Origin of the sequence: Paenibacillus sp. GCM10027629 (genome assembly GCF_042676425.1) — a bacterium.
Classification (GTDB): domain Bacteria; phylum Bacillota; class Bacilli; order Paenibacillales; family Paenibacillaceae; genus Paenibacillus_K; species Paenibacillus_K terrigena.
Genome location: NZ_JBHTGZ010000009.1, coordinates 1839997 through 1864662, shown reverse-complemented (window position 1 = coordinate 1864662; position 24666 = coordinate 1839997). Strand labels below are relative to the sequence as shown.

The window sequence follows — 24666 nt, the reverse complement described above, 5'->3', positions numbered from 1 at the left end:
TGTCGGGAGGCAGGAATTGGTTTTTCCGTTGTAGAAATGTAAGCGGAGTAACCAACCATGCAATCGGAGAGGAGAATGAGCTACATGAATCTACAATTGGAGCTTGAGCAGCGCCGCCAAGTGCTCATCGTGCGACTTCGCGGGGAATTGGATCATCATACCGCAGAGACGGTTCGTACACGTATGGATGAGGCGATACAGAGGGGTAGAGTGGAGCATTTAGTATTAAGCTTGGAAGACTTGACCTTTATGGATAGCTCCGGTCTTGGTGTCATTCTTGGACGATATAAAGTAATTAAGAATTTAGGCGGTAAAATGGTGGTCTGTCATGTGAACCCTTCGGTTCACCGTCTATTCGAACTATCTGGGCTTTTCAAAATATTGGCCATCTACGAAAACGAGCGTTCGGCGCTCACAGAATTGGAGGTCGTATCATGAGCGAAAAGCTAGAGGATGTAACACAAAACGGTGGAAACTTCATGACACTGCAATTTGCCAGCCGTTCGGAGAACGAAGCATTTGCGAGGGTGGCTGTAGCTGCCTTTGTTACGCAGCTTGATCCAACCATGGACGAGCTGACGGATTTGAAGACGGTCGTCTCAGAAGCCGTAACCAACTGTATCATTCATGGTTATGACAATGATCCGAACGGGATCGTGAAGATCTCCGCGCAAATCATAGATGAGACGATATCGATTACGATTGAAGATAACGGCCATGGCATTGAGGATTTAGAGCTTGCGAAGCAGCCGCTCTATACCTCGAAGCCTGAGCTTGAACGGTCAGGGATGGGGTTCACCATAATGGAGAATTTCATGGATGAATTCGAAGTGATTAGTGAGCTCGGCTCAGGCACACGGATCCGCATGAAGAAACGGATTGAATCTAAGAAAGCTCTATACAATTAGGGGTTGGACGAATGGATGTCGATTTGAAGAAAACTTCGCAAAGTTATCTCGACGATACGGAAGTCAAACGTCTGATCGCGCTGAGCCAAAGCGGTGATTCGATCGCACGAGATACACTTGTTAATTGCAATATCCGGCTCGTCTGGTCAGTTGTACAGCGATTTATGAACCGGGGCTATGAGACGGATGATTTGTTTCAAATCGGTTGTATTGGACTACTGAAATCAGTCGACAAGTTCGATCTGTCGTATGATGTGAAGTTCTCCACTTACGCAGTGCCGATGATTATCGGCGAAATTCAGCGGTTCCTGCGTGATGATGGTACCCTCAAGGTAAGCCGATCACTCAAGGAGCTCGCGAATAAAGTCCGTAAGATGAAGGATGAGCTGTCGAAGACGTTGAATCGACTGCCGACGGTGAAGGAAGTTGCTGAAGCGCTTGGCATTGAACCGGAGGATGTGGTCTTCGCACAAGAGGCGAACAAACCTCCGACGTCGATTCATGAGACCGTATTCGAGAATGACGGTGATCCAATCACCCTCATGGATCAGATTGCGGATGAATCGCAAGAGAAGTGGTTCGATAAGCTTGCGCTGAGCGATGCGATTGAAGGATTGTCCGAACGCGAGAGGCTTATTGTCTATCTGCGATATTATCGAGATCAGACACAGTCTGAGGTGGCAGGGCGGCTCGGCATTTCCCAAGTGCAGGTCTCAAGGCTAGAGAAGAAGATTCTGCAATTGATCAAAGAACAGATCGCCCAATAGTTGTCGCGTGTAGAGTCATGGCTGGAATCCAGTCATGGCTTTTTTGTTTGTAAACTTCCATGTAATTGCGTATTCAAAACCTAAATAAGTACCGGACTTTCGAGAGCTGATCAGGCAATTTAAGATATTGTCTGTTACAATAGAAGGATCGAAGAAAAGAGCAAAGAAGGTGTCGTATGCAGTTGAATGAATGGAAGCAGCTCGTCAGCGAGAGTCGGAACATCGTATTTTTCGGCGGCGCGGGGACCTCGACAGAAAGCGGAATTCCTGATTTCCGATCGGCGAGTGGTCTATATAACACAGGGACGAATGAGAAATATGCACCGGAAGACATATTAAGCCGGGACTTCTTCTGGGAACGGCCAGAGGATTTCTATACTTTCTATAAGTCCAAAATGGTCTATACCGATGCGATGCCGAACACCGCGCATGAAGCGTTGGTCAGGCTCGAGCAGAGAGGCCAGCTCAAGTCGATTATAACTCAAAATATTGACGGTCTTCATCAAAAAGCAGGCAGCCAAAACGTGCTTGAATTGCATGGTTCGATCCACAGGAACCGTTGCACGGATTGCGGATCGCGTTATGGACTGGATGCGGTGATGGCATCGGAAGGGATCGTGCCTTATTGTAAGAAATGCGGAGGGCTGATCAAACCAGAAGTCGTATTATATCAAGAAAGTCTTGATATGGAGCTGCTTGATCGCGCGGCCCATGATATTCAGCAAGCCGATATGCTGATCGTTGCTGGCACTTCGCTGACCGTTCAACCCGCAGCAGGTCTAGTCCGGTTGTATCGGGGCAACAAGTTCATCCTCATTAATAAAAGTTCAACCCCGATGGATCGTATGGCGGACCTCGTCATTTCTGATAGCATTGGTAGCGTCTTAACTGAGCTTGTAGAATAATGATCAAGCGAAAGAGGCTGTTCCTTAAAGGGACAGCCTCTTAATCATTAGAATGTTAATCATTCGAAGGTTCTTCATGTGTTCTATTCCATTTTATCGTTTCTTCTGGATTAAGATCGTCAAGCTGAGCAAAGTGACGATAATCGTCGCCCCCATATCGGATAGAATGGCGAACCATAACGTTAACCAACCTGGAATGGTGAGGAGGAGCGCGATAATTTTCAGTCCGAGCGCGAAGATGATATTCGTGCGGATTACGTGATTGACGCGGCGAGCAATGCGCACGGCTTCTGGTAATTTGCCGAGATGATCCTGCATGAGGACGAGGTCAGCCACCTCGATGGCGCTGTCTGTCCCTTTACCCATCGCAATACCGAGCTGAGCAGATGCGAGAGCTGGCGCATCATTGATTCCATCCCCAATCATGGCAACCGTCCCTTGTGCAGCAAGGGTTCGAACTTGTGCCACTTTATCTTCAGGCATCAGCCCGCTGTAAACTTCACGCACACCAACCGCGGTTGCAACTTTGCTCGCTGTTCGCTCATGGTCTCCTGTCAGCATTACGGTACGACGAATGCCTAGACGATGCAATTCATCAATTACTTGTGCACTTTCGGGACGGATTTCATCCGCAATCCCGAACATTCCTAGAATATGATCGTCATCCGCGATTAGGACTAGCGTGAGCCCTTCCTGTTTTAACGATTCAATATCTTTCTGAGCGGTAGAAGGGATATCGAAATCCGTTAAGCTCCGTTCATTACCTACACGGTATCTTGTTCCTTCGATCATTGCGACGATCCCTTGCCCAGGTACAGTCTGAATAGAGTCCGGTTCCTGCATTTCAATATCCGCATCCGCGATTTTTTTCATAATCGCTTTGGCGAGCGGATGGGAGGATGATTTCTCAATCGCCGCGGCAACAGGGTAGAACCGTTCATGATTATAGGTGATGGTTCTCTCCACATGCGGTTCGCCCTTCGTGAGTGTTCCCGTCTTATCAAATGCAAGGGTATCGACCTTGCCTAACTGCTCCAGATGAACGCCGCCCTTAATCAATATACCGTTACGTGCATTGCGTGTAATCCCGGACACAATGGCAATCGGAGATGAGAGAATAAGTGCACAAGGACATCCGACAATGAGTACGGCAAGGCCTTGATAGAACCATGCTCCCCAGCTCGCGCCGAGAAAGAGCGGAGGTACAAGCATAACGAGTATGGCGATGACAATGACTGCTGGCGTGTAATAGGTTGAAAATTGATTAATGAACAGTTCGGTCGGCGTCTTCGTCTCTTGTGCTTCCTCAACGAGATGAAGTATGCGAGAGAGGGAAGAATCCGCATAAGCTTTATCGATTCGAACTTTCAAGACCCCTTCATTGTTGATGCTGCCGCCAAATACTGATTCGCCGACACGCTTATCAACTGGCAGCGACTCACCGGTGATGGCTGCTTCATTCACTGAACTGTGACCTTCCATGATCGTGCCGTCCGAGGGGATCTTCTCACCAGAGCGGACGAGAACGATATCTGAGACCTGAAGCGCTGCGATCGGAATGATGGATTCAACACCATCACGAATGCGTGTGGCTTGCTTCGGTGCGACTTGAAGCAGCGCCTCCATCGATCTACGAGCTTTCTCCATTCCGAGTCCTTCAAGCCACTCATTCAGACCGAATAGGATTGCAACGAGCGTCGCTTCTTTCCATTCCCCAATGGCAATAGCCCCGATTAACGCAATGGTCATTAATGTATCAATATTGAACTTCAAACGAAGGAGATTTCGAGCGCCTTGCATAAAGGTGCTGTATCCGCTGAGTACGATGGCAATCAGGTACATCCCGATGGATACGGCATTTCCCATGGCGCTGCCCCAAATTGCACTGATACCAAATAACAACGTAGAAGTAATGAGGATTATCGGTAAGCGTTGTCCGCCCGCATGCGAATGATCGTGATCATGTGCGTGGTCGTGCCCGTGATCATGACCTTTGTGATTAGGGGCATGGCCTGGATGTTGATGGTCTTCTCCATCTTCATGAGCATGGTGCTGATGATGATGTTCATGATCATCATGTTCCTTCGGTTCGATATGACTCGATGAATGTAGCGGCTCCATTCGTGCACCGTCACGACGTAGAATCTGCTCAACTTGATCGAGCGCTATATTCGAATTGACGGTTAATTTACCTGTGTTATAGCTTAGTGTCGCTTCAGCGCCATGCTCGAGCTTACGTATTTCTTCTTCCATTTCACGTGTGCAATTCACACAGCTAAGTCCACGTATGCGAAATTGTTGTTGTTCCATAACAGCTCACCTCTCATGCTATTCTTGGTTCTAGCTAGTCATGACATGCATGGTGTATCGCTTCAGATAGTAAATCCATGACGTGCTGATCATCATGCGAGTAGTATAGGGTTGTTCCGGCTCGGCGAAATTTGACGAGTCTTAGATTTTTGAGAAATCTTAATTGATGGGACACAGTTGATTGAAGTAAGGATAATTCTTCAGCGATTTCATTGACTGAGCATTCGCGCTGTGAGAGTAAATGGAGAATTCGGATTCGTGTCGTATCGGACAGCGCTTTGAATGTCTGAGACACCATGAATAGCGTTTCCTCATCCAAGGTCGTGCAGGGAAGGGATTCTTCGGAACGTTGATTAGGATCATGCATGGGTATGTACACCACCTTAATGAATATGTGAGTATCTATACATATAATGTAATACATCTTCTCGATGGATGCAAGAGATTAAGTGACTAGATTTCAACAACAATTACCATACTAAGGGTACACTTGGAACGAAATCCGAAAAAAGGAGGATCATTTTTGGATGGAACTTCGATCCCCCCCTACACTATATTTACGTCTTCGAAGACGTGTTTCACTTCAGCGAGGAAAATCGATAACCCTTGGCCATATCGCAGAGCTGCTCATCGATCCCATTTGGTACGACAGGCTGTCAGGGCTCGTGTTATATCATCCTCGGAAAGAAGATGGCAATATCATTATGATTGATATGTTGCGCATTGTGCGCGCCGTACATCAGATAGAGCCAGGAATGATAATTGAGTATTTTGGCGAGCCTCATGTGTTGATCGATATTGTAACCCAACCGAAGAAGCCAAGCGTTCTGCTGTTCATTCTAGTGTGGTTATTGCTATTCTTCGGCTCTGGACTCGCTATAATGAATTTCCATGCGGATGTGAGTATGCTCGAAGTACAACAACGCATTGTCGAGCTGATCTCGGGACAGAAGACGCAGCGGCCTATCTTGTTCCAGATTGCTTATTCGATTGGGATAGGTTTTGGTATGGTTGTGTTTTTTAATCATGTATTTAAGAAGAAATTTAATGAGGAGCCGACACCGCTTGAGCTTGAGATATTTCTGTATCAAGAAAATTTGAATCATTTTGTTGTGAGAGGAGAATATGATCGGCTTCAGAAACAAGGTGATTCGCGTGATTGATGCGCTTGTGATATTCAGTAATCTATTCATCGGATTGGCTGGAGGTATCGCAGTGGGAGGTGGGCTTGTTGCGTTATTTATCGTGCTGGATATTATACCGAGGCTAGCCCAACTAACGCGCTCTTACGATAAAGTACATTGGTTCGAAGGGGCGATGGTCTGCGGTTCATTATATTGGACAGTCGCTGACTTCTGGGATTTCAAATTCGGAATTGCGTGGCTCACACCGATATTGTCTGGATCGATAGGCCTTCTCCATGGATTATTTATCGGATTGCTCGCTGCAGCTCTAACAGAGGTACTAAATGTACTCCCGATTCTAGCCAAAAGACTAGGTATCGTACGTTACATGTTCGGATTATTAATGGCAATGGTACTTGGTAAAGTAACTGGGTCATTATTTGATTGGTTAATTTATCACTAAACAAGATTGAGATGAGGATAAAGGGAGATTTAGCATGCAGACGAATAACAACACACCCCATGAAAATGATTTTCCGAATGAAGCCATGAATCTCATGGGGAAAGATGCAGACCCGATTCCAGAACATTTGCGTTCCGACCACCACCGTAGCCAGGATATGCAAGGTCATGATCAAGGGAACCAGGACCAGAATAATGATCAGACTCATCATCGGAATAGCGAGAAATCGGATACCATTGAGGAAGCGATTATTTATTGGCAATCGGATGATCAAGTTGCAAAAAGGCTTGAACAAATAAAGAATACATTGCAGCATGTCGTTGGCCTTAATAAAAGCTTTGATGTCATATTTCGGGAGATGACCTTCGGAGATCGTCGAACGGGGCTATTCTATTTGAATGGATTTGCTAAAGACGAAGTGATGACCTTGGTATTGGAACGATTAACGTATCTTATGCCCGAACAATTGACCGCGAATGCGGTAAAAACAATTTTCGAACGCTATATCCCTCACATTCAAGTAGAGAAAGTGCATAAGATGAGTGAAACCATTAACAAAGTGCTTGCGGGTGGGAGTGCACTGTTCATCGAGCATGAATCTATTGCAATAGTGATGGATGTAAAGAACTTCCCCGGCAGAGGGCCGGAAGAGGCGTCACTGGAGCGGGTCGTACGCGGTGCGCGTGATGGGTTTACAGAGACACTGCTAACCAATGTCACGCTCGTGCGCCGCAGACTTCGGGATCCAGGACTTCATTACGAGCTTATTCAAGTGGGCCGAAGAACACGGACGGATGTTGCTATTGCCTTTATCGATGATATTGCCAGTTCCAGAGATGTGGAATCGATACGCAACAAGATAAAAGAGCTTGACATTGACGGTCTGCCGCTAGCTGATAAACAGCTGGAGGAAGCGATCATTAACAAGAGCTGGAATCCCTTCCCCCTCGCAAGATATTCGGAGCGACCCGATGTTGTTGCAGCTCAACTATTAGAAGGCAACATCGTCTTATTCGTGGATACTTCCCCTTCTGTGATGATCCTGCCAACGACCTTTTTCGATTTGTGTCAACATGCGGAAGAGAACCGGCAGACGCCATTTATGGGGACCTATTTGAGGTTGGTGCGATTCATTGGTATATTCGCGTCACTTTTCGTGCTGCCGATGTGGTTGCTGATGGCCACGCATCCTGAATTTAAACCAGCTGTGTTTGATTTTATTGGAGCGCAAAAAGCGAGTAAGCTGCCTTTAATAGTCCAGTTTCTCATTGGAGAAATCGGGGTAGACCTGATGCGGATGGCTGCCGTTCATACGCCAACACCGCTTTCGACAGCGATGGGGTTAATGGCGGCGATTCTCCTCGGTGATGTCGCGGTGAAGGCAGGGTTGTTCGTTCCCGAAGTTATCTTATACATGGCCGTCGCCGCCATCGGGATGTTCGCGACACCGAGCTATGAATTGTCCCTTGCCAACCGGATTGTTCGATTGCTACTGTTGATCGCAGTGGCTATTTTTGGAGGAGCTGGATTCGTTGTCGGATCAACAATCGTCATCTTGTTTCTTGCGGTGCATCGGTCTTACAACTCATCGTACCTGTGGCCGTTCATACCATTTAATGCAAAGGCGATGCTCAATATTATCATCCGTAAGCCTGTGCTAAATATGAAAAAACGCCCGAGTTACAACCAAACTGTCGATAGTACGAAAATGAGAAAGCAAAAATCCGAATAAATAAAAATACAAATGATCTGCAAATTAGTCCATTCTTCTTCTACAGATTATTTGCTATAATGTTGTAAAATTTGGAACGTAAACATTTCCAATCCGACATATAGATGAAAAAGTAGAGGAGATATGATATGTACTTACATGGCACAAGTCAGATTAATTCCCAAGGACATTTAGAGATCGGCGGATGCGACGTCACGGATTTAAAAGCGCAATTTGGAACCCCCTTATATATTGTGGATGAGGAATTAGTTCGCAAACGTTGCCGTGAGTATATTGCAGCTTTCCGTGAATCCGGATTGAATTTTCAGGTTGCATATGCATCCAAGGCGTTCTGTGTCATGGCGATGTGCCGTCTAGCTGATGAAGAGGGCTTGTCCCTTGATGTTGTATCTGATGGTGAGCTCTATACAGCGCTTCAAGCGGGTTTCCCTGCACACCGTATTCATTTCCACGGAAATAATAAGACGGTCGAAGAGATCGAGATGGCGATTGATGCACGTATCGGTTGCTTCGTCGTTGATAATTTCATCGAATTGCATTTGCTCAATTCCATCGCAGCTGAGAAGGGTCAGCGTGTGAACGTTCTCTTGCGTGTAACACCTGGCGTTGAAGCACATACCCACGAATATATCTCGACTGGCCAGACGGATTCGAAGTTCGGATTTGATATTGGTAATGGGTCTGCGTTTGTTGCTGTACGTGAAGCTTCAAGCCTTACGAATCTTGATTTGTTGGGCGTTCATTCGCATATTGGCTCGCAGATTTTTGAGGTGGAAGGATTCCAGATGGCGGTTGAACGTGTTGCGCAGTTCGCGCTTCGAGTGCGTGATGAACTGAATAAGATTTTTAAAGTGGTGAACCTCGGCGGAGGTTTTGGGATTCGTTATGTGGAAGGGGATACGCCTCTTCAAGTTTCGCAATATGTTAAAGCCATCACGGATGGCGTGAAGACGCATTTCGCTGCATTAGGCGATACGCTTCCTGAGATCTGGGTCGAACCAGGCCGCAGTATCGTCGGGGATGCAGGGACGACGTTGTACACCGTGGGTACGAGCAAAGAGATCCCTGGTGTACGTAAATATGTCGCTGTTGATGGCGGCATGACGGACAACCCGCGCCCAGCGCTGTATGAATCCAAATATGAAGCGATTCTAGCGAATCGTGCTAATGAAGAGACGGTTGAGACCGTATCAATCGCTGGGAAATGCTGCGAGAGCGGTGATATGTTGATCTGGGATTTAGACCTGCCAAAAGTGAACAGCGGGGATCTGCTTGCTGTTGCTTGTACAGGAGCGTATAACTATGCGATGGCGAGCAATTATAACCGGATTCGTCGTCCGTCTGTTGTGTTCGCGAAGGATGGGCAAGCAGACATCGTGGTTGCGCGTGAATCGTTCGATAATATCGTCGGGAATGACATGATTCCTGAGCGGATGAAGAAAGTAGCTCTAACGAAGTAATCGTAATTGAGAGCTTGCAGGGTCTCCCTTCGGTAGAAGGGAGGCCGTTTTATGTTTTTCAATGGAACTTTCATAGAAGTTTTGCTTCTCCAGCATTTTCATAGTACACTAGGGTTTAGTTGTTGACATAATGATAAGGAGTGTTCTATACAATGGCTAAACAAGCAAACATCAAAATGGCGAATGGCGCAGAAGTTGTAATTGAATTATTCGAAAAGGATGCACCGAATACAGTAGCGAACTTCGAAAAATTAGCGAATGAAGGGTTCTATAACGGACTTACGTTCCACCGTGTTATTCCTGGATTTGTCGCGCAAGGCGGATGCCCAAAAGGAACAGGAACAGGCGGCCCTGGATACACAATCAATTGCGAAATTAATCCGAACAAACACGAGCGCGGTGCCCTTGCTATGGCCCATGCAGGCCGTAACACAGGCGGCAGCCAATTCTATATCGTGTATCAACCACAACCGCATTTGGATGGACAACATACTGTATTTGGTAAAGTTGTATCAGGTATGGAGCATGTCGATACATTCAAAGGCCAAGACCGTATGGAAACGGTTCAAGTGACTGAAGTCTAAATTTTACGCATACATAAGATCCCGTAGGCATTGGCCTGCGGGGTTTTTGTTTTATATGGAGGCTTGAGGATCAGCTCTCTATAACATGGTTCAGGCCTTCAAGCAGTGATGGATGTGCTTGCTTTTTGTAAGCGCAGATGATAAGCTGTGTGAGAAAATGTGATGTTCCTTCGGGGTAGGGTGAAATTCCCAACCGGCGGTGATACGAGCGTAAACCTCGTGAAGTCCGTGACCCGGATCCATGTCTTGGCAGCAAGACGGGTGAAGGCTGACTCGGTGTAAATCCGAGACCGACAGTAAAGTCTGGATGGGAGAAGGAAACGAAAGACACAGAATCGAATCTGCGGGAGTTCACGCGCTTTTTTTATAAAAGGCTATTGCGTTGACTCTATTTGGTGACGTCTATTTAAAGATGAATCAGGATTCGTTTCATAGGTATGAGTCTGACGTTGAACCGAACTTCTAACCCCTTGGGCATGCACCAAGGGGTTTTTTGCCATGCTAAGAAGAGAACTGGAGAGAGAAAGGTGGGGATGAGGGTGGAAGTCATGAATGATGCATTCTATATGCGACTTGCACTTCAAATGGCTGAGAGAGCCGTTGGCCAGACGGGAATTAATCCGGTTGTTGGATGTGTTGTTGTCAAGGACGGGCGTGTTGTCGGGCTCGGTACACATCTGCAGCGCGGCACGGGGCATGCTGAAGTCCATGCACTGAATATGGCGGGAGCAGAAGCTGCAGGAAGTACCGCATATGTGACGCTGGAGCCTTGTAGTCACTATGGGAAGACGCCGCCTTGCAGTGAACGGTTGATCCGTGAAGGCGTGAAACGCGTCGTTGTCGCTTGTCTAGATCCGAATCCACAAGTTGCGGGGACAGGGATCGAAATGCTACGTTCGCAAGGAATTGAAGTTGTAGTGGGTATCTTGGAAGCTGAAGCGATCAAACTCAATGAGAAATTTATTAAATATATAACGACAAGACGTCCATTCGTAACGCTGAAGACAGCGAGCACATTAGATGGCAAAGTTGCATCAAAGACTGGCGATAGCAAGTGGATCTCGAACGAGGCCGCTCGCGAAATCGTACATACACTTCGCCATCAGCATCAAGGCATTATGGTCGGGATCGGAACCGTACTCGCGGACGATCCAAGTCTAACGACTCGACTGCCCGTACCAGGTCTGCATCCAACACGAATCGTTGTAGATTCGAAGCTTCGTATTCCGAAGGATGCTAAAGTCCTTCAGGATGGAGTTGCGGCAACGATAATTATTACAACGGATCAGGCAAATCCTGAACGAGTACGAGAGATTGAAGCGCAAGGGGCTACCGTGCTTCGCTGCGGCACAGGAGACCATGTCGATGTGGCACTAGCGATGGATCGATTGGGCGAGCTGGAGATCAGCTCGATATTGCTCGAAGGCGGCGGACGCTTGAATGGCTCGATGCTTGAGGCAGGTTGTGTTGATAAGGTCATGCTCTTTTTTGCACCGAAGATTGTTGGGGGCTTCACAGCACCTGGAAATATCGTCTTCGATGGATTTGAGAAGATGAGTGAGGCCATCACATTAAAGGAAATAACGGTGGAACAGCTCGGAGATAATGTATGTATTACAGGATACCCTGCTCGCGGTTAGTCTAACGAATTGAATGGAAGGGAGGGAGAATACGATGTTTACAGGATTAGTCGAAGAGATTGGAACTATGAGGCGCATCTATCGCAAAGGAGAAGCCATGATTCTACACATTGAGGCATCCAAGATTATGGATGACGTGCAGCTCGGGGACAGTATTGCTGTAAATGGGGTTTGCCTGACGGTGATCGCTTATGATCAGGCGTCCTTCTCCGTGGATGTGATGCCACAGACATTCCGACATACGAACTTGAGTCAGCTGAAACCAGGGAGTCGGGTTAATCTGGAACGAGCGATGAAGGCGAATGGCAGATTCGGCGGCCATATCGTTCAAGGACATGCGGATGGAATAGGAACGATTATCGGTCGGTCTGAAGATGCGAATGCGGTCGTATTCGAGATCAAGCCGGATGAAGATGCGATGTTCAAATTTATTATCCCGCAAGGCTCCGTTACATTGGATGGCATTAGTCTAACGGTGGTCAAGGCTGACCCAGCGGATAGCGTCTTCTCCGTATCAATCATTCCTCATACCTTGGCAGAGACTGTGCTGCAAGAGAAGAATTCCGGGTCAACCATCAATATCGAATGCGATGTGCTCGGCAAATATGTCGATCATTTGCTGCACTACCGTTCAAGTGGAGAACAGACTAAACCTGGTAGCCGAGTGACCGAACAATTTCTAGCAGAGAATGGGTTCATATAAATCTGGAAGAAAACGAAGGTGATTGGAAGATGAGTGAAGAACGCTATCGGTTCGATCCAATTGAGGAAGCCATATATGATCTGATGATGGGTAAGGTCGTTATTGTCGTAGATGATGAAGACCGTGAGAATGAAGGGGACTTCATTGCGCTTGCGGAGAAGGCGACCCCTGATGTGATTAACTTTATGATTACGGAAGGGCGTGGTCTTGTCTGTGTGCCGATTACGGAAGAGCGTGCAGAGGAACTAGACTTGGCACCGATGGTATCTCATAATACGGACTACCATGGCACAGCCTTTACGATATCCGTCGATCATATCGATACGACGACAGGGATTTCGGCTTTTGAACGTTCCAGTACGGTGAAAGGTCTGATCAATCCAGCGTCAAAGCCGGAAGATTTCCGCAAGCCTGGTCATATGTTCCCGTTGGTTGCGAAGAAAGGCGGGGTTCTGCGTCGTGCCGGGCATACGGAAGCGGCTGTTGATTTGGCCCGTCTATGTGGATCTTACCCTGCAGGTGTCATCTGCGAAGTGATTAAGGAAGATGGCACGATGGCAAGGCTGCCGGATCTCGTAGAAATCGCGAAAAAGCATGACCTGAAGCTCATCACGATTGAAGAACTGATCCATTATCGGAATGAGAAGGATAAATTGGTTAAACGTGAAGTTGAAGTGAAGCTCCCAACAGATTTCGGTGAGTTCCATGCAGTTGCCTACACGAATGAAGTGGACAGTAAAGAACATGTCGCGCTCGTGAAAGGCGAGATTGATCCCTCGAAACCCGTGCTCGTGCGCGTGCATTCGGAGTGCCTGACCGGCGATGTATTCCATTCCCATCGCTGTGACTGCGGACCGCAATTCGAAGCGGCAATGCGTCAAATCGAACAAGAAGGACAAGGGGTATTGCTCTACATGCGCCAAGAGGGCCGTGGGATCGGGCTCATTAATAAGTTCCGTGCGTATAAACTGCAGGAGCAAGGGCTGGATACCGTGGAGGCGAATCTAAAGTTAGGCTTCCCTGCCGACCTTCGTGAGTATGGTATTGGCGCACAAATTCTGAAGGACCTGGGAATCCGCCAAATTCGTCTTCTAACGAATAATCCACGCAAGATTAAAGGTCTGGAAGGGTATGGCCTTGAAGTCATTGAGCGCGTTCCTATTCAGATGCAAGAAAACAAAGATAACACCAAATATCTGCATACGAAGCAAGCGAAGCTAGGGCATATGCTAAATTTCGATGATGTCGAGCAGAATGAAGTGAAATAATATAAAAATCGGAGACAAAGAAAGGAATGTTGGAGCATGGCGAACATTTTCGAAGGACATTTAGTATCTAGTGGATTAAAATACGGGATCGTTGTAGGACGGTTCAATGAATTTATTACGACAAAACTGTTAAGCGGTGCGTTAGACGCACTGAAGCGTCATGGTGCAGAAGACAATGAAGTTGATGTTGCTTGGGTACCAGGCGCATTCGAGCTTCCATTAATTGCACAGAAAATGGCGGAGAGCGGCAAATATGATGCGGTGATTACCCTTGGTACCGTTATTCGCGGTTCTACACCCCATTTTGACTTCGTGTGCAGCGAAGTAGCGAAAGGTGTAAGTGCAATTAACCTGAAAACAGGTGTTCCTACAATCTTTGGTGTCATCACAACTGACAGCATAGAGCAGGCTATTGAGCGTGCAGGTACCAAAGCAGGGAACAAAGGTTGGGAAGCGGCTGTGACTGCGATTGAAATGGCGAACTTGACGAAACAGTTCAAATAATGCTTATCTATTAATAAGAAGATAAGCGGGAGGAAGTCATTTTGACGACGGTAACGTATAAGCTGGAGACATTTGAAGGACCGCTCGATTTGCTGCTGCATCTCATTGATAAAGCGGAAATTGATATCCAGAACGTGTCAATCAGTGAAATTACGGATCAATATATGGAATATTTAAATACGATGCAGGAGCTGGAGCTCGATGTGACGAGCGAATTTCTTGTGATGGCGGCGACGCTCCTCTCCATGAAAAGCAAGCTGCTGCTACCGAAACCTCCGGTTATTGAATGGGATGAAGAGTTTTATATGGATCCTGAGGATGAGCTTGATCCACGTGCGGAATTGATTCAGAAGCTGATTGAGTATCGGAAATACAAAGGAATTGCAGATCATCTCCGGGAGAAGGAGCTCGAGCGGAGTCTGATCTTCTCGCGTGAACCCGAGGATTTGACGCCTTTTATGCCGACGGTGCAAGAAAATCCAGTCGAAGGTCTTCATACAGCGGATCTGATCAAGGCCTTTCAAAAGGCATTGCGCAAAGCAACGCGCCGAAACACCGTTGCAAGAATCCATCGTGATGAAATTTCGGTGAAAGATCGCATTCGAGATGTCGTTTCTACTTTACATCGGGTAGGCAGAGGCGGTAAAGTATTATTCTCGAAGCTGCTAAATGAAGAGATGGACCGGCATGAGATAGTCGTAACCTTTCTAGCCATCTTAGAGCTGATGAAGATGAAACAGATCCGATGTTATCAAGATCAATTATTTGATGATATTGTGATCGAATGGAAGGGGGACGAGAGCATCGATGGACTTCAAGTTAATGAAATCAATTATTGAAGGACTATTATTTGTTGCAGGCGACGAAGGGTTAACAGCAAGGCAAATCGCCGAAGTCGTCGAACAACCGCTTGATTTAGTGCTTGATGTGATCCATGATTTAAAAGGGGATTATAAGCGTTCCAAGCGAGGTATTCAGATTACAGAGATCGCAAATGCCTTTCAATTGACGACAGTACCGGAGCATGCACCTTATTTCGAACGATTGGCCTATTCGCCATCGCGTTCCACATTATCCCAAGCGGCGCTGGAGACGTTATCCATTATTGCGTATAGGCAGCCGATTACACGTGTAGATATTGAAGAGATCCGTGGTGTGAAATCCGATCGTGCACTGCAGACCTTGATGTCTAAAGATCTAATTGAGGAAGTAGGGCGTGCTGAAGCCATTGGCCGTCCAATCCTCTACGGGACGACGAAATCATTTTTGGATTATTTTGGACTCGATAGTCTCAAAGGGCTGCCGGATTCTTCTCAATTTGAGAGTGACATGGATCTGGATGAAGAGACACAATTGCTCTTCGAGAAGCTCGATGGTCGTCAAATGACGATTGATGATATGAAATAGCTTATAACACCCAAGACAGTCTATCTCGGTTGAACCGAGATAGGCTGTTTTTGTCATGAAAAGAAGTAATATCAGCCATACTATCCGAAGGGAAAAAGAGTCAGGGGGTTCTTGCTTGTGTGGATCTGGATTGTACTAGGAATAATAGGCTGTATCCTTATCGCCGTGCTGATTGCAGCATGTACATATATCGATATTAAAATTTTGTTCAATAAGGTGGACAGAGACGACTATCTTTCGATTAAAGTACGAATGCTCTTCGGTCTTGTAAAATTCAATTATCAAATTCGACAAATTAAGTTCAAGGGGTTCGATCAAGGATTCCTTATGAAGCGGGAGAAGAAGGATAACGTGTTAGGGCACTCCCATGATCATATTCATCTAAATATTGATTTCATTCAGAATATCTACAATCATATTTTGCTAATCATTCGGTTTACGGCGGATTTTAGACGTTGGGTGCAAAAGCTGCTTCGACGTGTGCATTGTGATGTTCTCACCTGGGAGACGCATATCGGGTTTGAGGATGTCGTCGAAACCGGGATGGCTACAGGGATCATTTGGGCCCTAAAAGGAACGATTATGGGGTGGTTGTCGCATACGATTCGGTTAGAGCATATGCCTGGGCTAAAGGTGAATACGCATTTCAATGACCCGCAATTTACCACTGAGTTGCGTTGCATAGCGAAAATTCGCTTCGGACACGCTATGATTGCAGGCGTTGTTCTTCTTGTACGCATTGTGAAAGTGAAAGGAGGACTCAAGTTATGGCAGAACATCCTATTCAAGGTTTGATGCAAACTTCGATGGAAAATATTAAGAAAATGGTGGAAGTGAACACCATCGTAGGAGAGCCGGTTCAGACACCGGATGGCAGTGTTATTCTTCCGATCAGTAAGGTTGGATTCGGATTTGCTGCAGGCGGTAGTGAGTTTCAAACAGAGGATCGTGCAAAATCCAAATCAAATGATCCAAAGAATGATCAAGCCGATGTAGCGCTTCCTTTTGGTGGCGGTAGCGGCGGTGGTGTATCCATCACACCAATGGCCTTCCTGGTCGTAGGGACACATGGTGTACGTATCGTATCGCTGGATAACCAGACACATCTTGTTGAACGGGTTATCGATTCAATTCCGCATGTTATGGAGAAGTATAAGACCATGACGGAGAATAAATCGAACGCGAAGTCGAGTGCGGATTCAACGACGAGTCCACCCGAACCAAGCGGATATATGCCTCCGAATTTCTCGAATTAACAAGAACACCGCTTCGCGGCAAAAAGATCGCGAAGCGGTTTTTTTGTACCATGAGCTTCCATTTTTAAGGATACAGTTCTTTTGAATAGGACATACTCTGATGTGGATAAGCATATAGATGAGAAGACAAGGAACCTATAACACGGAGGGCGAAAATGAGAAAGGCCATAAGTTTACCGAAGATGATGATATTCTTCGTATTGTTCTGGGGAATTACGAGTGGCTCTGCTTGGGCGACAGGTAACCGGACAATAGAAACCGAAGTACGGACGAATGCAAAGGCAGCTGCGCTCATTGATGTCACGTCGGGGCGTATTTTATGGAGCAGTCATGGCGATGAATCCATGCGTATTGCAAGTTTAACGAAAATTATGACAGCGATAGTTGCGATTGAACATGGACGATTGTCTGATAAGGTTGAGGTCAGTAAACGCGCATCAGGCAAGGAAGGATCATCGATCTATTTGAGAATCGGTGAGGAAATGTCCCTAGAGAACATGTTGTATGGGCTCATGCTTCGTTCAGGAAATGATGCAGCCACAGCGATCGCGGAGCATATCGGTGGCTCTGAAGAAGGATTTGTACTGATGATGAACCAGAAGGCAGAAATGTTAGGGCTGCATAACAGCCACTTCATGAATCCGCATGGTTTGGATGCGGAGGGTCATTATTCATCTGCGAATGACTTAGCTGTATTAACGGCATATGCGCTTAAAAATCCGATCTTCCGCGATATTGTAAAAACGAAGGTGAAAAAAGCGCCAAATCCGAATGATAATTGGGATTATAGCTGGCTGAATAAGAACAAGATGCTGCAAATGTATGAGGGTGCGGATGGTGTAAAAACAGGGTATACCAAAAAAGCGCTTCGCTGCTTGGTCAGCTCTGCTACCCGCCAAGGACAACAACTTGTTGCTGTAACACTGAATGATGGTACGGACTGGGTTGACCATAAGCATATGCTCGATTACGGGTTTCAACACTTTCCGCTCAAGGATATTTATCAGAAAGGACAAGGGGTACAGAATTACCCTTATCAAATTGGAAAGTCATTCTCCTATCCTTTTGCAGAAGGGGAACTGGAGCAACTTCGGACGAAGCTCGTGGTAACGGTCCGCTCATCGATGGATTACACCCTTGGGGAACGCGGCAAACTGTATGTATTGTTAGGTGATAAACAATTAGGGGTCATTCCACTATATGAGAAGGACAGTACGCTGTTAATGACGAAGGATCGATCTGTGTTCGCGAATGAGCAAGTGAATGCAGCCTATGCAAGCCGTTCATCCCATCAAGCTCGGGGAAGCTTGGTTGATGTTGCTAGAGCGGTGTTCAACGCATTGTTCACAGCGTTCGATTGACGGATTGGGGGAGAGGAAGACGTGGTCAATTTTATTTGGTTATTTTTTATATTGGTTGGATTTATAGTTGCCGTACTGCAGGGCCGAGTGGATGATGTGACCAAGGCGCTGTTTACGGGGGCTGAGACAGGTGTAACGGTTTGTTTTGGACTCATTAGTATTCTCGTCTTCTGGCTCGGTATCATGCGCATCGCGGAAGATGCAGGGTTACTGCAGAAGATTGCGAAATTGTTAGGTCCTATTGTCCGTTTTCTATTCCCTGATGTCCCGAAGAACCATCCGGCGCTCGGGTATATCATGTCGAATATGAGTGCCAACTTGCTCGGGCTCGGTAATGCGGCGACGCCGATGGGGATCAAAGCGATGCAGGAGCTTCAGAAATTGAATCCGGACAAGGATGCTGCTTCGCCAGCGATGTGTACATTACTTGCCATGAATACGTCAAGTATTACATTAATTCCGACGACCTTAATCGCGATTCGATTGAAATTCGAGTCTTCGAACCCCGCTGAGATTGTCGGTACAACATTGATTGCCACGATGATTGCGACTTGTGCCGCGATGTTAATCGATCGTTGGTACAGGCATCGATATTATAAATCTAGACCGATCCCACCGCTACCGAAGACGCCACCACCACCACCGAATCGGTCTGCCCCGACATCGACGACATGAAAGGGTGATCTGACATGTATTCGATTATTTCAACGATTTCAACGTGGGCCATTCCTGCCATTATTGTGTTTATCCCATTATACGCGTTTTTCCGTAAGGTGCCGGTCTATGAGACCTTCGTAGACGGTGCGAAAGATGGATTCGATACAGCGATTCAGATTATTCCGCATTTGGTTGGGATGATGGTGGCGATTAGTGTATTTAGAGCCTCAGGTGCCATGGATTTGATGGTTGGATTCGTGCGTCCCTTATTCGATGCGATCGGTATACCGAGCGAGGTGCTTCCGCTTGGACTGCTTCGACCGATTACAGGTGCAGGCTCTCTCGCTTTTACGACGGATCTTATTCAACAATTCGGACCAGATTCTTTAATTGGACGTATGGCTTCGACGATCCAAGGAAGCACGGATACGACGATCTATGTCCTTACCGTTTATTTTGGCGCGGTAGGCATTAAGAAAGGACGGTACGCCCTTAAAGTCGGTTTGCTGTCCGATCTGATCGGCTTCGTTGCAGCAATATTAGTCTGTTTCTTGGTGTTCGCTTAGAGCATCAAGAGACGGGACACCAATAGATCATATCAACCATATACTGTAGCAGTTCTACTTCACGTAACGCGAGAAAAGAGGCGGACTGTATGCAGATTCAAGGATTTATTATTCATCATTCCGTTTGCCCCTCGATTAATGGCAAAGGGTTTGATTTTTTTATTTGTGCGGATGCCACGATTATTCCTGCTACCATTCCCATGGATGAGGAATACATCCATATTTGTTTTGAAGGTGATTATTCCAAGATCGTTGATCTGGCTCCTGCCCATCAGGAGCAGCTTTTTGTTGCCCAGAAACTCCTGGTCACGCTTGCCTCATTGTATCAGATTGATCCCACTCAGCTCTTTTCGCATACCGAATCATGCCCCGGATCCATTTTCCCATGGAATGAACTTGTGATTTCGGAGCAGGATAGGTATCATTAGATCGAGGTGAAGGATAAAGCATGGAAAGATTACAGAAAATTTTAGCAGCTGCCGGGGTTGCATCTCGTCGTAAATGCGAAGAATTAATCCTAGAGGGCAAAGTAGAAGTGAATGGCGAGACGGTAAAAACACTTGGGGTCAAGGCTGATCCAACGCAAGATGTGATTACTGTGAATGGACGAGCTATTCAATCCGAGAGTAAAGTGTATTTAATGATGAATAAGCCGAAGGGTGTCATTACGAGTGCTACCGATCCGAAAGGACGCAAAGTCGTTACGGATTACGTGACGGGGATCAAGGAGCGGGTATACCCTGTAGGCCGTCTTGATTATGATACAGAAGGTTTGTTATTGCTGACCAACGATGGAGAGTTTGCGAATCTGCTCACGCATCCGAAGCATCATGTACCTAAGACTTATCTCGCAACGGTTGAAGGCATTCCTCATGGCGATAAACTCGAGAAGCTTAAGGAAGGCATTATGCTGGAGGATGGCATGACGGCGCCGGCCGAGCTGGAGTATCAGGATATCAATGTTGAAGAGAAGCAGGCGACGATTCGGATTACGATCTACGAGGGTCGGAACCGTCAGGTGCGCCGGATGTTCGAAGCGATCTCTCATAAAGTCATCAGGCTCAAGCGGATCAAATTCGGCGATTTGTCGCTGATGAATTTGAAGCGCGGTAGAACGCGCCCGTTAACGCCGAATGAAATCAATGAATTGAAGCAGTTAGCCTTATCGAAAAAGAATAAAGAACGCCGGAAGTAACCGATCTCGTACACATAAATTTCAAAATTCCCCAGATGTCGATAACCGAATTTTAGCTATAATGTTCATAGGATATCTAATTAATACATCGCAAGGTGTGATGTACATCATTGAAGGGGACGTCAGATGAAGAATTCGAGAAGAATCGTACAGATTGTTATTTTGCTTGGCGTTTTCATATTGGGTGGTTATGCTATCGGGTCTGCCGTATTCAAATCGGATGATAAACCTGGACGTGGCAGTGAACCGCCCGCTTTTTCTTTAGTTGGTCTGGATGGCAAAGTACATAAGCTGGATGAGTACAAAGGGAAAGGCCTTGTCATCAATTTCTGGGGCTCTTGGTGTGAACCGTGCGTCAAAGAAATGCCGCTGCTCGAGAAAACGTGGAAAGCTATGAAAGATAAGAACGTTGAGATTATCGGTGTAAATGTTGGTGAAGATGAGCTCACGGTCAAAAATTTCGTTGGGCAATTCGGTGTAGATTTCCCGATCCTATTAGACAAGGAAAAGCTCGCTACGAAGAAATATGCGATCGGTCCAATGCCGACGACGTATTTTGTAAACAGCAAAGGGAAGATCACGGATATCTACGTCGGGATGCTGGACGAAAACACGCTTGAAGAGCGACTGAAACAGTTAAACTAAGCGGTAATTCAAAAAATCATCTTATGATCACGAAGAATAGTCGAGAGGTGGATTCGGCTTCGAATCTTGCACTCAATTTCGAACTCCGGTGCTCATTTAGGTTTCTCCTAAACTCCGCTCCTCTTTCTTCAATTTCATGCAACCTTCTTGGTGCTAATAAGCCGATTTTTTGAACATAGATTTTAACTGTTTCTTTGGCATGTTTTGAAAGGGTGTACATCATTAGTTCGAGTTATGGATAAGTAGGAGGTCTTCACAGTGTTTCAAAATACGAAATGTGAGTGCGGGCATCAGAATCATGTTGGCACGGTGCTCTGCGAATATTGCGGTAAACCGCTGAATGATGCGGAGGATGCGAATGAACCGCTGGAAATGCGCTATGACGGCGTCGCACGGAAATCTCAGAAAGCTAACCCGTCGCTTATCGACAAGGTTTGGAATTTCTTCTCATCGGTTAAGATTGCGGTCTATTTAATTATTACTACGCTGCTTGGTGCGACGCTCGGAACGATTTTCCCTCAAGAGAGCACCTTTATTAACGGGGATCCATCGACGTATTACGAAAAAACCTACGGGACGATCGGGAAAATTTATTACACGCTCGGTCTATCACACACGTATACGTCCTGGTGGTTCGTTGCGTTGCTGGTAATGATTGGGACTTCGCTCGTGATCTGTAGTCTGGATCGCGTTCTACCACTTTATCGCGCACTTAGCAAGCAGCAGATTCGTAAACATATGCGATTCTTAACGAGACAGAAGGTCGTCTATCAACAAGAGATCGCACTAACAGGGTCCGCTGAGGAATGGGTTGCACAAGCGGTGAAGCCGCTTCGCAAAAGACACTATCGCGTACATACAGATGGCTCTGCGCTGCTCGCAGAGAAGTATCGTTTTAGCCGTTGGGGTCCTTATATCAATCATATTGGACTGATTATTTTCTTATTAGCGGTACTCGCACGAGGAATTCCAGGCTGGTATATGGATCAATATATCGCTTTTCCAGAAGGGGAAGTGAAGCGGATTCCGGATACGAACTATTATCTGAAGAATGAGAAGTTTACGGTCAAGTATTATAAGGATTCCGAACTTCCGAAAGAAATGCAGGGCGAGAATCGGTTGATCGCCGAATTGTATGAGACGAATGCAGTGCTCTACGAATGTGTGGAGCAATGTGACGATCCGTCGAAGAAGCCGGTGCTTAAGGAAGTGACTCGTCATAATATCGAAGTGAATAAACCGCTGGATTATAATGGGTTTATGGCGTATCAGACGGATTATGATCCGACGCTGCGCCTGCGATCGGTCAAACCGGAATTCCGCAATAAGGAGACCGGTGAGGTCTATGGCGAATTCCAATTGGAAATGCGTGACTCCGCGCTATCCTATGACGTAGGGCCATATCATTTGGAGCTGAAAGAGAAATATCTCGATTTCGGATTAAATGAGGAAGGACAACCAGTGACCAAATCGCAGGAACCAAATGCGCCAGCCTTCTTGTTCCTCATTACAGGACCTGATCTCGCGAAGGAAGGTGAATTGTATTTCTACTTCCCGCTTCAGATTGACAAGGAACGGTTCGATCAAGAGGCTCTCAATGCCAAGTTAAGCGGAGATTTCGCCAAGAAATTCGAGATCAAAGTCAATGGTATGAAAAATGTTGGACTAAGCACGACGTCGTTCTTAACGATCCGCGTGGATAGTGCGATGCCTTTTATTTGGGTGGGTGCTGCGATCTCTATGCTCGGTCTCGTGATGGGCTTCTATTGGAATCATCGTAGAATTTGGCTGCGTTTTGACGGGAAGCAGTTAACACTCGGAGGACATACGAATAAGAACTGGTATGGCATGCGAAGCGATGTGGCGAATTTGCTGAAGCAAATGAATATCGAAGTGGATGCAAAATCGCTAGATAACGGAGGAGAAAATCGATGAAATCTTTATTAGACTTTAGTGGTGATGCTTTTTTAGCGGCATTTTTCTTATATTGCTTGGCCTTCGTATTCTACGTGATTACAATCTCCGGGAAGATGTGGAAGAAGTCGGATCCGGCAGCACATTTGAAGCGCTGGAAAGTGATATCGTTTACAACTTCAACGCTTGGTACGATCGCGCAAATTACTTATTTCTTTACGCGTTGGATTGGCGGAGGCCATATTCCGACCAGTAACATGTATGAATTCATGTCATTCCTCTCCATGATGATCATGGTTGCATTTACGATTGTGTATTTAATTTACAGAACTGCGGTATTAGGCGTGTTCGCAGTACCTGTTGCGATTATCGTCATGGCTTATGCGTCGGTGTTCCCGCAAGAAGTACAGCCGTTAATTCCAGCGCTCAATAGTATCTGGCTCAAAATTCACGTGACGACGGCTGCAACAGGGGAAGCTTTCTTCGCGGTTGGTTTTGCTGCAGGACTGATGTATCTTCTACGTACGGTGGACTTTGCTTCGAAGACCAAAAAAGCGGTTAGAGCGCAGCGCTGGGTAGAGATCACATTGTTGTCAGTACTCATTATTATTGGTTTTATCGCCTCTGTATTTACGTTCAGAGCGATGGGTTATGAAGCTGTCTTCAAACAAACGATTGTAACAGTTGACAGCCAGCAGCAGGAAAGTAGTAAAATAGAAGAGGTCAAATACAAGCTGCCTGCCATTGTAGCCCCTTATGATAGCGAAACCGTGAAATTCGACTCCTTCCTGGGGATGAGCAAACCTCTATTCGAAGCTCCATCTTGGATGAATGGAGCAAATGCGGGACGGAAGCTTAACACAGTCGTTTGGGCCGTAATCTCAGGTCTTGTCCTGTATGGTCTGCTACGACTTATTGTACGCAAATCGCTTGGTGCAGCGATTCATCCTGCGATGGACGGCATTGATCCGGAAGATTTGGATGAGATTAGCTACCGTGCTATTGCGATTGGATTCCCGCTCTTTACCTTAGGAGCACTTATCTTCGCCATGATCTGGGCGCAAATCGCTTGGTCGCGCTTCTGGGGATGGGATCCGAAGGAAGTATGGGCGCTTATTACTTGGTTGTTCTACAGTGCATATTTACATTTGCGTTTATCGCGCGGCTGGCAAGGAACGAAATCATCATGGCTTGCCGTCATTGGTTTCTTAGTCGTCATGTTCACACTTGTCGGCGTCAATCTTGTTATTGCTGGTTTACATTCTTACGCAGGAGTATAGAGGGGATAGGTCGAATA

At 46.4% G+C, this 24666-nt stretch carries 27 protein-coding genes and 1 riboswitch; of the genes, 25 read left to right on the top strand and 2 right to left on the bottom strand.

Features of this window, described 5'->3' with window-relative positions; genetic code table 11:
- Positions 1-84 precede the first annotated feature (84 nt).
- The 4 genes from spoIIAA (at position 85) to ACFQZR_RS18165 (ending at position 2580) form a co-directional block, all read left to right on the top strand.
- Entirely contained in the window at positions 85-438 is a 354-nt protein-coding gene (spoIIAA, locus tag ACFQZR_RS18180; RefSeq protein WP_018755249.1) for an anti-sigma F factor antagonist, read from the top strand.
- Positions 435-908, top strand: coding sequence for an anti-sigma F factor (spoIIAB, locus tag ACFQZR_RS18175; RefSeq protein WP_379348318.1), 474 nt, complete (start codon positions 435-437; stop codon positions 906-908). The genes spoIIAA and spoIIAB overlap by 4 nt, the downstream gene beginning before the upstream one ends.
- 11 nt (positions 909-919) lie before the next feature.
- Positions 920-1675: an RNA polymerase sporulation sigma factor SigF gene (sigF, locus tag ACFQZR_RS18170; RefSeq protein ID WP_018755251.1), complete on the top strand. Its 756-nt coding sequence runs from the start codon at positions 920-922 to the stop codon at positions 1673-1675.
- 176 nt (positions 1676-1851) lie between these two features.
- Positions 1852-2580, top strand: a complete 729-nt coding sequence (locus tag ACFQZR_RS18165; protein ID WP_379348315.1) for an NAD-dependent protein deacylase — start codon at positions 1852-1854, stop codon at positions 2578-2580.
- A gap of 93 nt (positions 2581-2673) precedes the next feature.
- Here the strand turns inward: ACFQZR_RS18165 and ACFQZR_RS18160 are convergent, their stop codons facing one another.
- Positions 2674-4890, bottom strand: a complete 2217-nt coding sequence (locus ACFQZR_RS18160; protein WP_379348313.1) for a heavy metal translocating P-type ATPase — start codon at positions 4888-4890, stop codon at positions 2674-2676.
- Positions 4891-4924: 34 nt separating this feature from the next.
- Positions 4925-5257 (bottom strand): ArsR/SmtB family transcription factor, encoded by a 333-nt coding sequence (locus ACFQZR_RS18155; RefSeq protein WP_018755255.1) that lies wholly within the window; start codon positions 5255-5257, stop codon positions 4925-4927.
- Between the two features lie 160 nt (positions 5258-5417).
- Between ACFQZR_RS18155 and ACFQZR_RS18150 the strand changes: the two genes are divergently transcribed.
- From ACFQZR_RS18150 to ccsA, 21 genes are all read left to right on the top strand, one after another.
- The gene (locus ACFQZR_RS18150) at positions 5418-6053 is read left to right on the top strand and encodes a stage V sporulation protein AA (protein WP_379348311.1); all 636 of its coding nucleotides are present in this window, start codon (positions 5418-5420) and stop codon (positions 6051-6053) included.
- A complete protein-coding gene (locus tag ACFQZR_RS18145) occupies positions 6016-6477 on the top strand; it encodes a stage V sporulation protein AB (protein WP_379348309.1) in 462 nt (153 codons plus the stop codon). Before ACFQZR_RS18150 ends, ACFQZR_RS18145 begins: the two co-directional genes overlap by 38 nt.
- Before the next feature lie 157 nt (positions 6478-6634).
- The gene (locus tag ACFQZR_RS18140) at positions 6635-8209 is read left to right on the top strand and encodes a spore germination protein (protein ID WP_379348901.1); all 1575 of its coding nucleotides are present in this window, start codon (positions 6635-6637) and stop codon (positions 8207-8209) included.
- Positions 8210-8337: 128 nt separating this feature from the next.
- A complete protein-coding gene (gene lysA / locus ACFQZR_RS18135; protein WP_379348307.1) occupies positions 8338-9669 on the top strand; it encodes a diaminopimelate decarboxylase in 1332 nt (443 codons plus the stop codon).
- Positions 9670-9821: 152 nt separating this feature from the next.
- On the top strand, positions 9822-10253 hold the full coding sequence (locus tag ACFQZR_RS18130; RefSeq protein ID WP_018755260.1) for a peptidylprolyl isomerase: 432 nt from the start codon (positions 9822-9824) through the stop codon (positions 10251-10253).
- A gap of 162 nt (positions 10254-10415) precedes the next feature.
- A riboswitch (FMN riboswitch) is annotated at positions 10416-10576 on the top strand.
- A 216-nt stretch (positions 10577-10792) separates the two neighbouring features.
- Positions 10793-11893: a bifunctional diaminohydroxyphosphoribosylaminopyrimidine deaminase/5-amino-6-(5-phosphoribosylamino)uracil reductase RibD gene (gene ribD, locus ACFQZR_RS18125; protein WP_379348304.1), complete on the top strand. Its 1101-nt coding sequence runs from the start codon at positions 10793-10795 to the stop codon at positions 11891-11893.
- 34 nt (positions 11894-11927) lie between these two features.
- Positions 11928-12596 carry a riboflavin synthase gene (locus ACFQZR_RS18120; RefSeq protein ID WP_379348302.1) on the top strand — a complete coding sequence of 223 codons (669 nt, stop codon included), beginning with the start codon at positions 11928-11930 and terminating at the stop codon, positions 12594-12596.
- Positions 12597-12625: 29 nt separating this feature from the next.
- Complete coding sequence (locus ACFQZR_RS18115) at positions 12626-13864, top strand: bifunctional 3,4-dihydroxy-2-butanone-4-phosphate synthase/GTP cyclohydrolase II (protein WP_379348300.1); 1239 nt, start codon at positions 12626-12628, stop codon at positions 13862-13864.
- 36 nt (positions 13865-13900) lie between these two features.
- Positions 13901-14368: a 6,7-dimethyl-8-ribityllumazine synthase gene (ribH, locus tag ACFQZR_RS18110; RefSeq protein WP_314585341.1), complete on the top strand. Its 468-nt coding sequence runs from the start codon at positions 13901-13903 to the stop codon at positions 14366-14368.
- A gap of 41 nt (positions 14369-14409) precedes the next feature.
- Positions 14410-15207, top strand: a complete 798-nt coding sequence (locus ACFQZR_RS18105) for a segregation and condensation protein A (protein ID WP_018755265.1) — start codon at positions 14410-14412, stop codon at positions 15205-15207.
- Entirely contained in the window at positions 15176-15775 is a 600-nt protein-coding gene (gene scpB, locus ACFQZR_RS18100; protein WP_379348297.1) for an SMC-Scp complex subunit ScpB, read from the top strand. The genes ACFQZR_RS18105 and scpB overlap by 32 nt, the downstream gene beginning before the upstream one ends.
- Before the next feature lie 117 nt (positions 15776-15892).
- The gene (locus ACFQZR_RS18095) at positions 15893-16570 is read left to right on the top strand and encodes a DUF2953 domain-containing protein (protein ID WP_379348295.1); all 678 of its coding nucleotides are present in this window, start codon (positions 15893-15895) and stop codon (positions 16568-16570) included.
- Positions 16543-17031 (top strand): GerW family sporulation protein, encoded by a 489-nt coding sequence (gene ytfJ, locus ACFQZR_RS18090; protein WP_379348293.1) that lies wholly within the window; start codon positions 16543-16545, stop codon positions 17029-17031. Before ACFQZR_RS18095 ends, ytfJ begins: the two co-directional genes overlap by 28 nt.
- Positions 17032-17186: 155 nt before the next feature.
- Positions 17187-18392, top strand: a complete 1206-nt coding sequence (locus tag ACFQZR_RS18085; protein WP_379348291.1) for a D-alanyl-D-alanine carboxypeptidase family protein — start codon at positions 17187-17189, stop codon at positions 18390-18392.
- Between the two features lie 21 nt (positions 18393-18413).
- On the top strand, positions 18414-19067 hold the full coding sequence (locus ACFQZR_RS18080) for a nucleoside recognition domain-containing protein (RefSeq protein WP_379348289.1): 654 nt from the start codon (positions 18414-18416) through the stop codon (positions 19065-19067).
- A gap of 14 nt (positions 19068-19081) precedes the next feature.
- On the top strand, positions 19082-19615 hold the full coding sequence (locus ACFQZR_RS18075; protein ID WP_379348287.1) for a spore maturation protein: 534 nt from the start codon (positions 19082-19084) through the stop codon (positions 19613-19615).
- 89 nt (positions 19616-19704) lie between these two features.
- Positions 19705-20043 carry a hypothetical protein gene (locus ACFQZR_RS18070; protein ID WP_379348285.1) on the top strand — a complete coding sequence of 113 codons (339 nt, stop codon included), beginning with the start codon at positions 19705-19707 and terminating at the stop codon, positions 20041-20043.
- A 20-nt stretch (positions 20044-20063) separates the two neighbouring features.
- Positions 20064-20810, top strand: coding sequence for a pseudouridine synthase (locus ACFQZR_RS18065; protein ID WP_379348283.1), 747 nt, complete (start codon positions 20064-20066; stop codon positions 20808-20810).
- Between the two features lie 126 nt (positions 20811-20936).
- Positions 20937-21455 (top strand): thiol-disulfide oxidoreductase ResA, encoded by a 519-nt coding sequence (gene resA / locus ACFQZR_RS18060; RefSeq protein WP_379348281.1) that lies wholly within the window; start codon positions 20937-20939, stop codon positions 21453-21455.
- A gap of 258 nt (positions 21456-21713) precedes the next feature.
- Positions 21714-23390: a cytochrome c biogenesis protein ResB gene (gene resB, locus ACFQZR_RS18055; protein WP_379348279.1), complete on the top strand. Its 1677-nt coding sequence runs from the start codon at positions 21714-21716 to the stop codon at positions 23388-23390.
- The gene (ccsA, locus tag ACFQZR_RS18050; protein WP_379348277.1) at positions 23387-24649 is read left to right on the top strand and encodes a cytochrome c biogenesis protein CcsA; all 1263 of its coding nucleotides are present in this window, start codon (positions 23387-23389) and stop codon (positions 24647-24649) included. Before resB ends, ccsA begins: the two co-directional genes overlap by 4 nt.
- Positions 24650-24666: the final 17 nt, after the last annotated feature.

Excerpts from the sequence above, each read along its gene's own strand:
- spoIIAA (WP_018755249.1), top strand. The coding sequence starts at position 85 with ATGAATCTACAATTGGAGCTTGAGCAGCGCCGCCAAGTGCTCATCGTG.
- spoIIAB (WP_379348318.1), top strand. The coding sequence starts at position 435 with ATGAGCGAAAAGCTAGAGGATGTAACACAAAACGGTGGAAACTTCATG.
- sigF (WP_018755251.1), top strand. The coding sequence starts at position 920 with ATGGATGTCGATTTGAAGAAAACTTCGCAAAGTTATCTCGACGATACG.
- ACFQZR_RS18165 (WP_379348315.1), top strand. The coding sequence starts at position 1,852 with ATGCAGTTGAATGAATGGAAGCAGCTCGTCAGCGAGAGTCGGAACATC.
- ACFQZR_RS18160 (WP_379348313.1), bottom strand. The coding sequence starts at position 4,890 with ATGGAACAACAACAATTTCGCATACGTGGACTTAGCTGTGTGAATTGC.
- ACFQZR_RS18155 (WP_018755255.1), bottom strand. The coding sequence starts at position 5,257 with ATGCATGATCCTAATCAACGTTCCGAAGAATCCCTTCCCTGCACGACC.
- ACFQZR_RS18150 (WP_379348311.1), top strand. The coding sequence starts at position 5,418 with ATGGAACTTCGATCCCCCCCTACACTATATTTACGTCTTCGAAGACGT.
- ACFQZR_RS18145 (WP_379348309.1), top strand. The coding sequence starts at position 6,016 with ATGATCGGCTTCAGAAACAAGGTGATTCGCGTGATTGATGCGCTTGTG.
- ACFQZR_RS18140 (WP_379348901.1), top strand. The coding sequence starts at position 6,635 with ATGCAAGGTCATGATCAAGGGAACCAGGACCAGAATAATGATCAGACT.
- lysA (WP_379348307.1), top strand. The coding sequence starts at position 8,338 with ATGTACTTACATGGCACAAGTCAGATTAATTCCCAAGGACATTTAGAG.
- ACFQZR_RS18130 (WP_018755260.1), top strand. The coding sequence starts at position 9,822 with ATGGCTAAACAAGCAAACATCAAAATGGCGAATGGCGCAGAAGTTGTA.
- ACFQZR_RS18120 (WP_379348302.1), top strand. The coding sequence starts at position 11,928 with ATGTTTACAGGATTAGTCGAAGAGATTGGAACTATGAGGCGCATCTAT.
- ACFQZR_RS18115 (WP_379348300.1), top strand. The coding sequence starts at position 12,626 with ATGAGTGAAGAACGCTATCGGTTCGATCCAATTGAGGAAGCCATATAT.
- ribH (WP_314585341.1), top strand. The coding sequence starts at position 13,901 with ATGGCGAACATTTTCGAAGGACATTTAGTATCTAGTGGATTAAAATAC.
- scpB (WP_379348297.1), top strand. The coding sequence starts at position 15,176 with ATGGACTTCAAGTTAATGAAATCAATTATTGAAGGACTATTATTTGTT.
- ytfJ (WP_379348293.1), top strand. The coding sequence starts at position 16,543 with ATGGCAGAACATCCTATTCAAGGTTTGATGCAAACTTCGATGGAAAAT.
- ACFQZR_RS18085 (WP_379348291.1), top strand. The coding sequence starts at position 17,187 with ATGAGAAAGGCCATAAGTTTACCGAAGATGATGATATTCTTCGTATTG.
- ACFQZR_RS18075 (WP_379348287.1), top strand. The coding sequence starts at position 19,082 with ATGTATTCGATTATTTCAACGATTTCAACGTGGGCCATTCCTGCCATT.
- ACFQZR_RS18070 (WP_379348285.1), top strand. The coding sequence starts at position 19,705 with ATGCAGATTCAAGGATTTATTATTCATCATTCCGTTTGCCCCTCGATT.
- ACFQZR_RS18065 (WP_379348283.1), top strand. The coding sequence starts at position 20,064 with ATGGAAAGATTACAGAAAATTTTAGCAGCTGCCGGGGTTGCATCTCGT.
- resA (WP_379348281.1), top strand. The coding sequence starts at position 20,937 with ATGAAGAATTCGAGAAGAATCGTACAGATTGTTATTTTGCTTGGCGTT.
- ccsA (WP_379348277.1), top strand. The coding sequence starts at position 23,387 with ATGAAATCTTTATTAGACTTTAGTGGTGATGCTTTTTTAGCGGCATTT.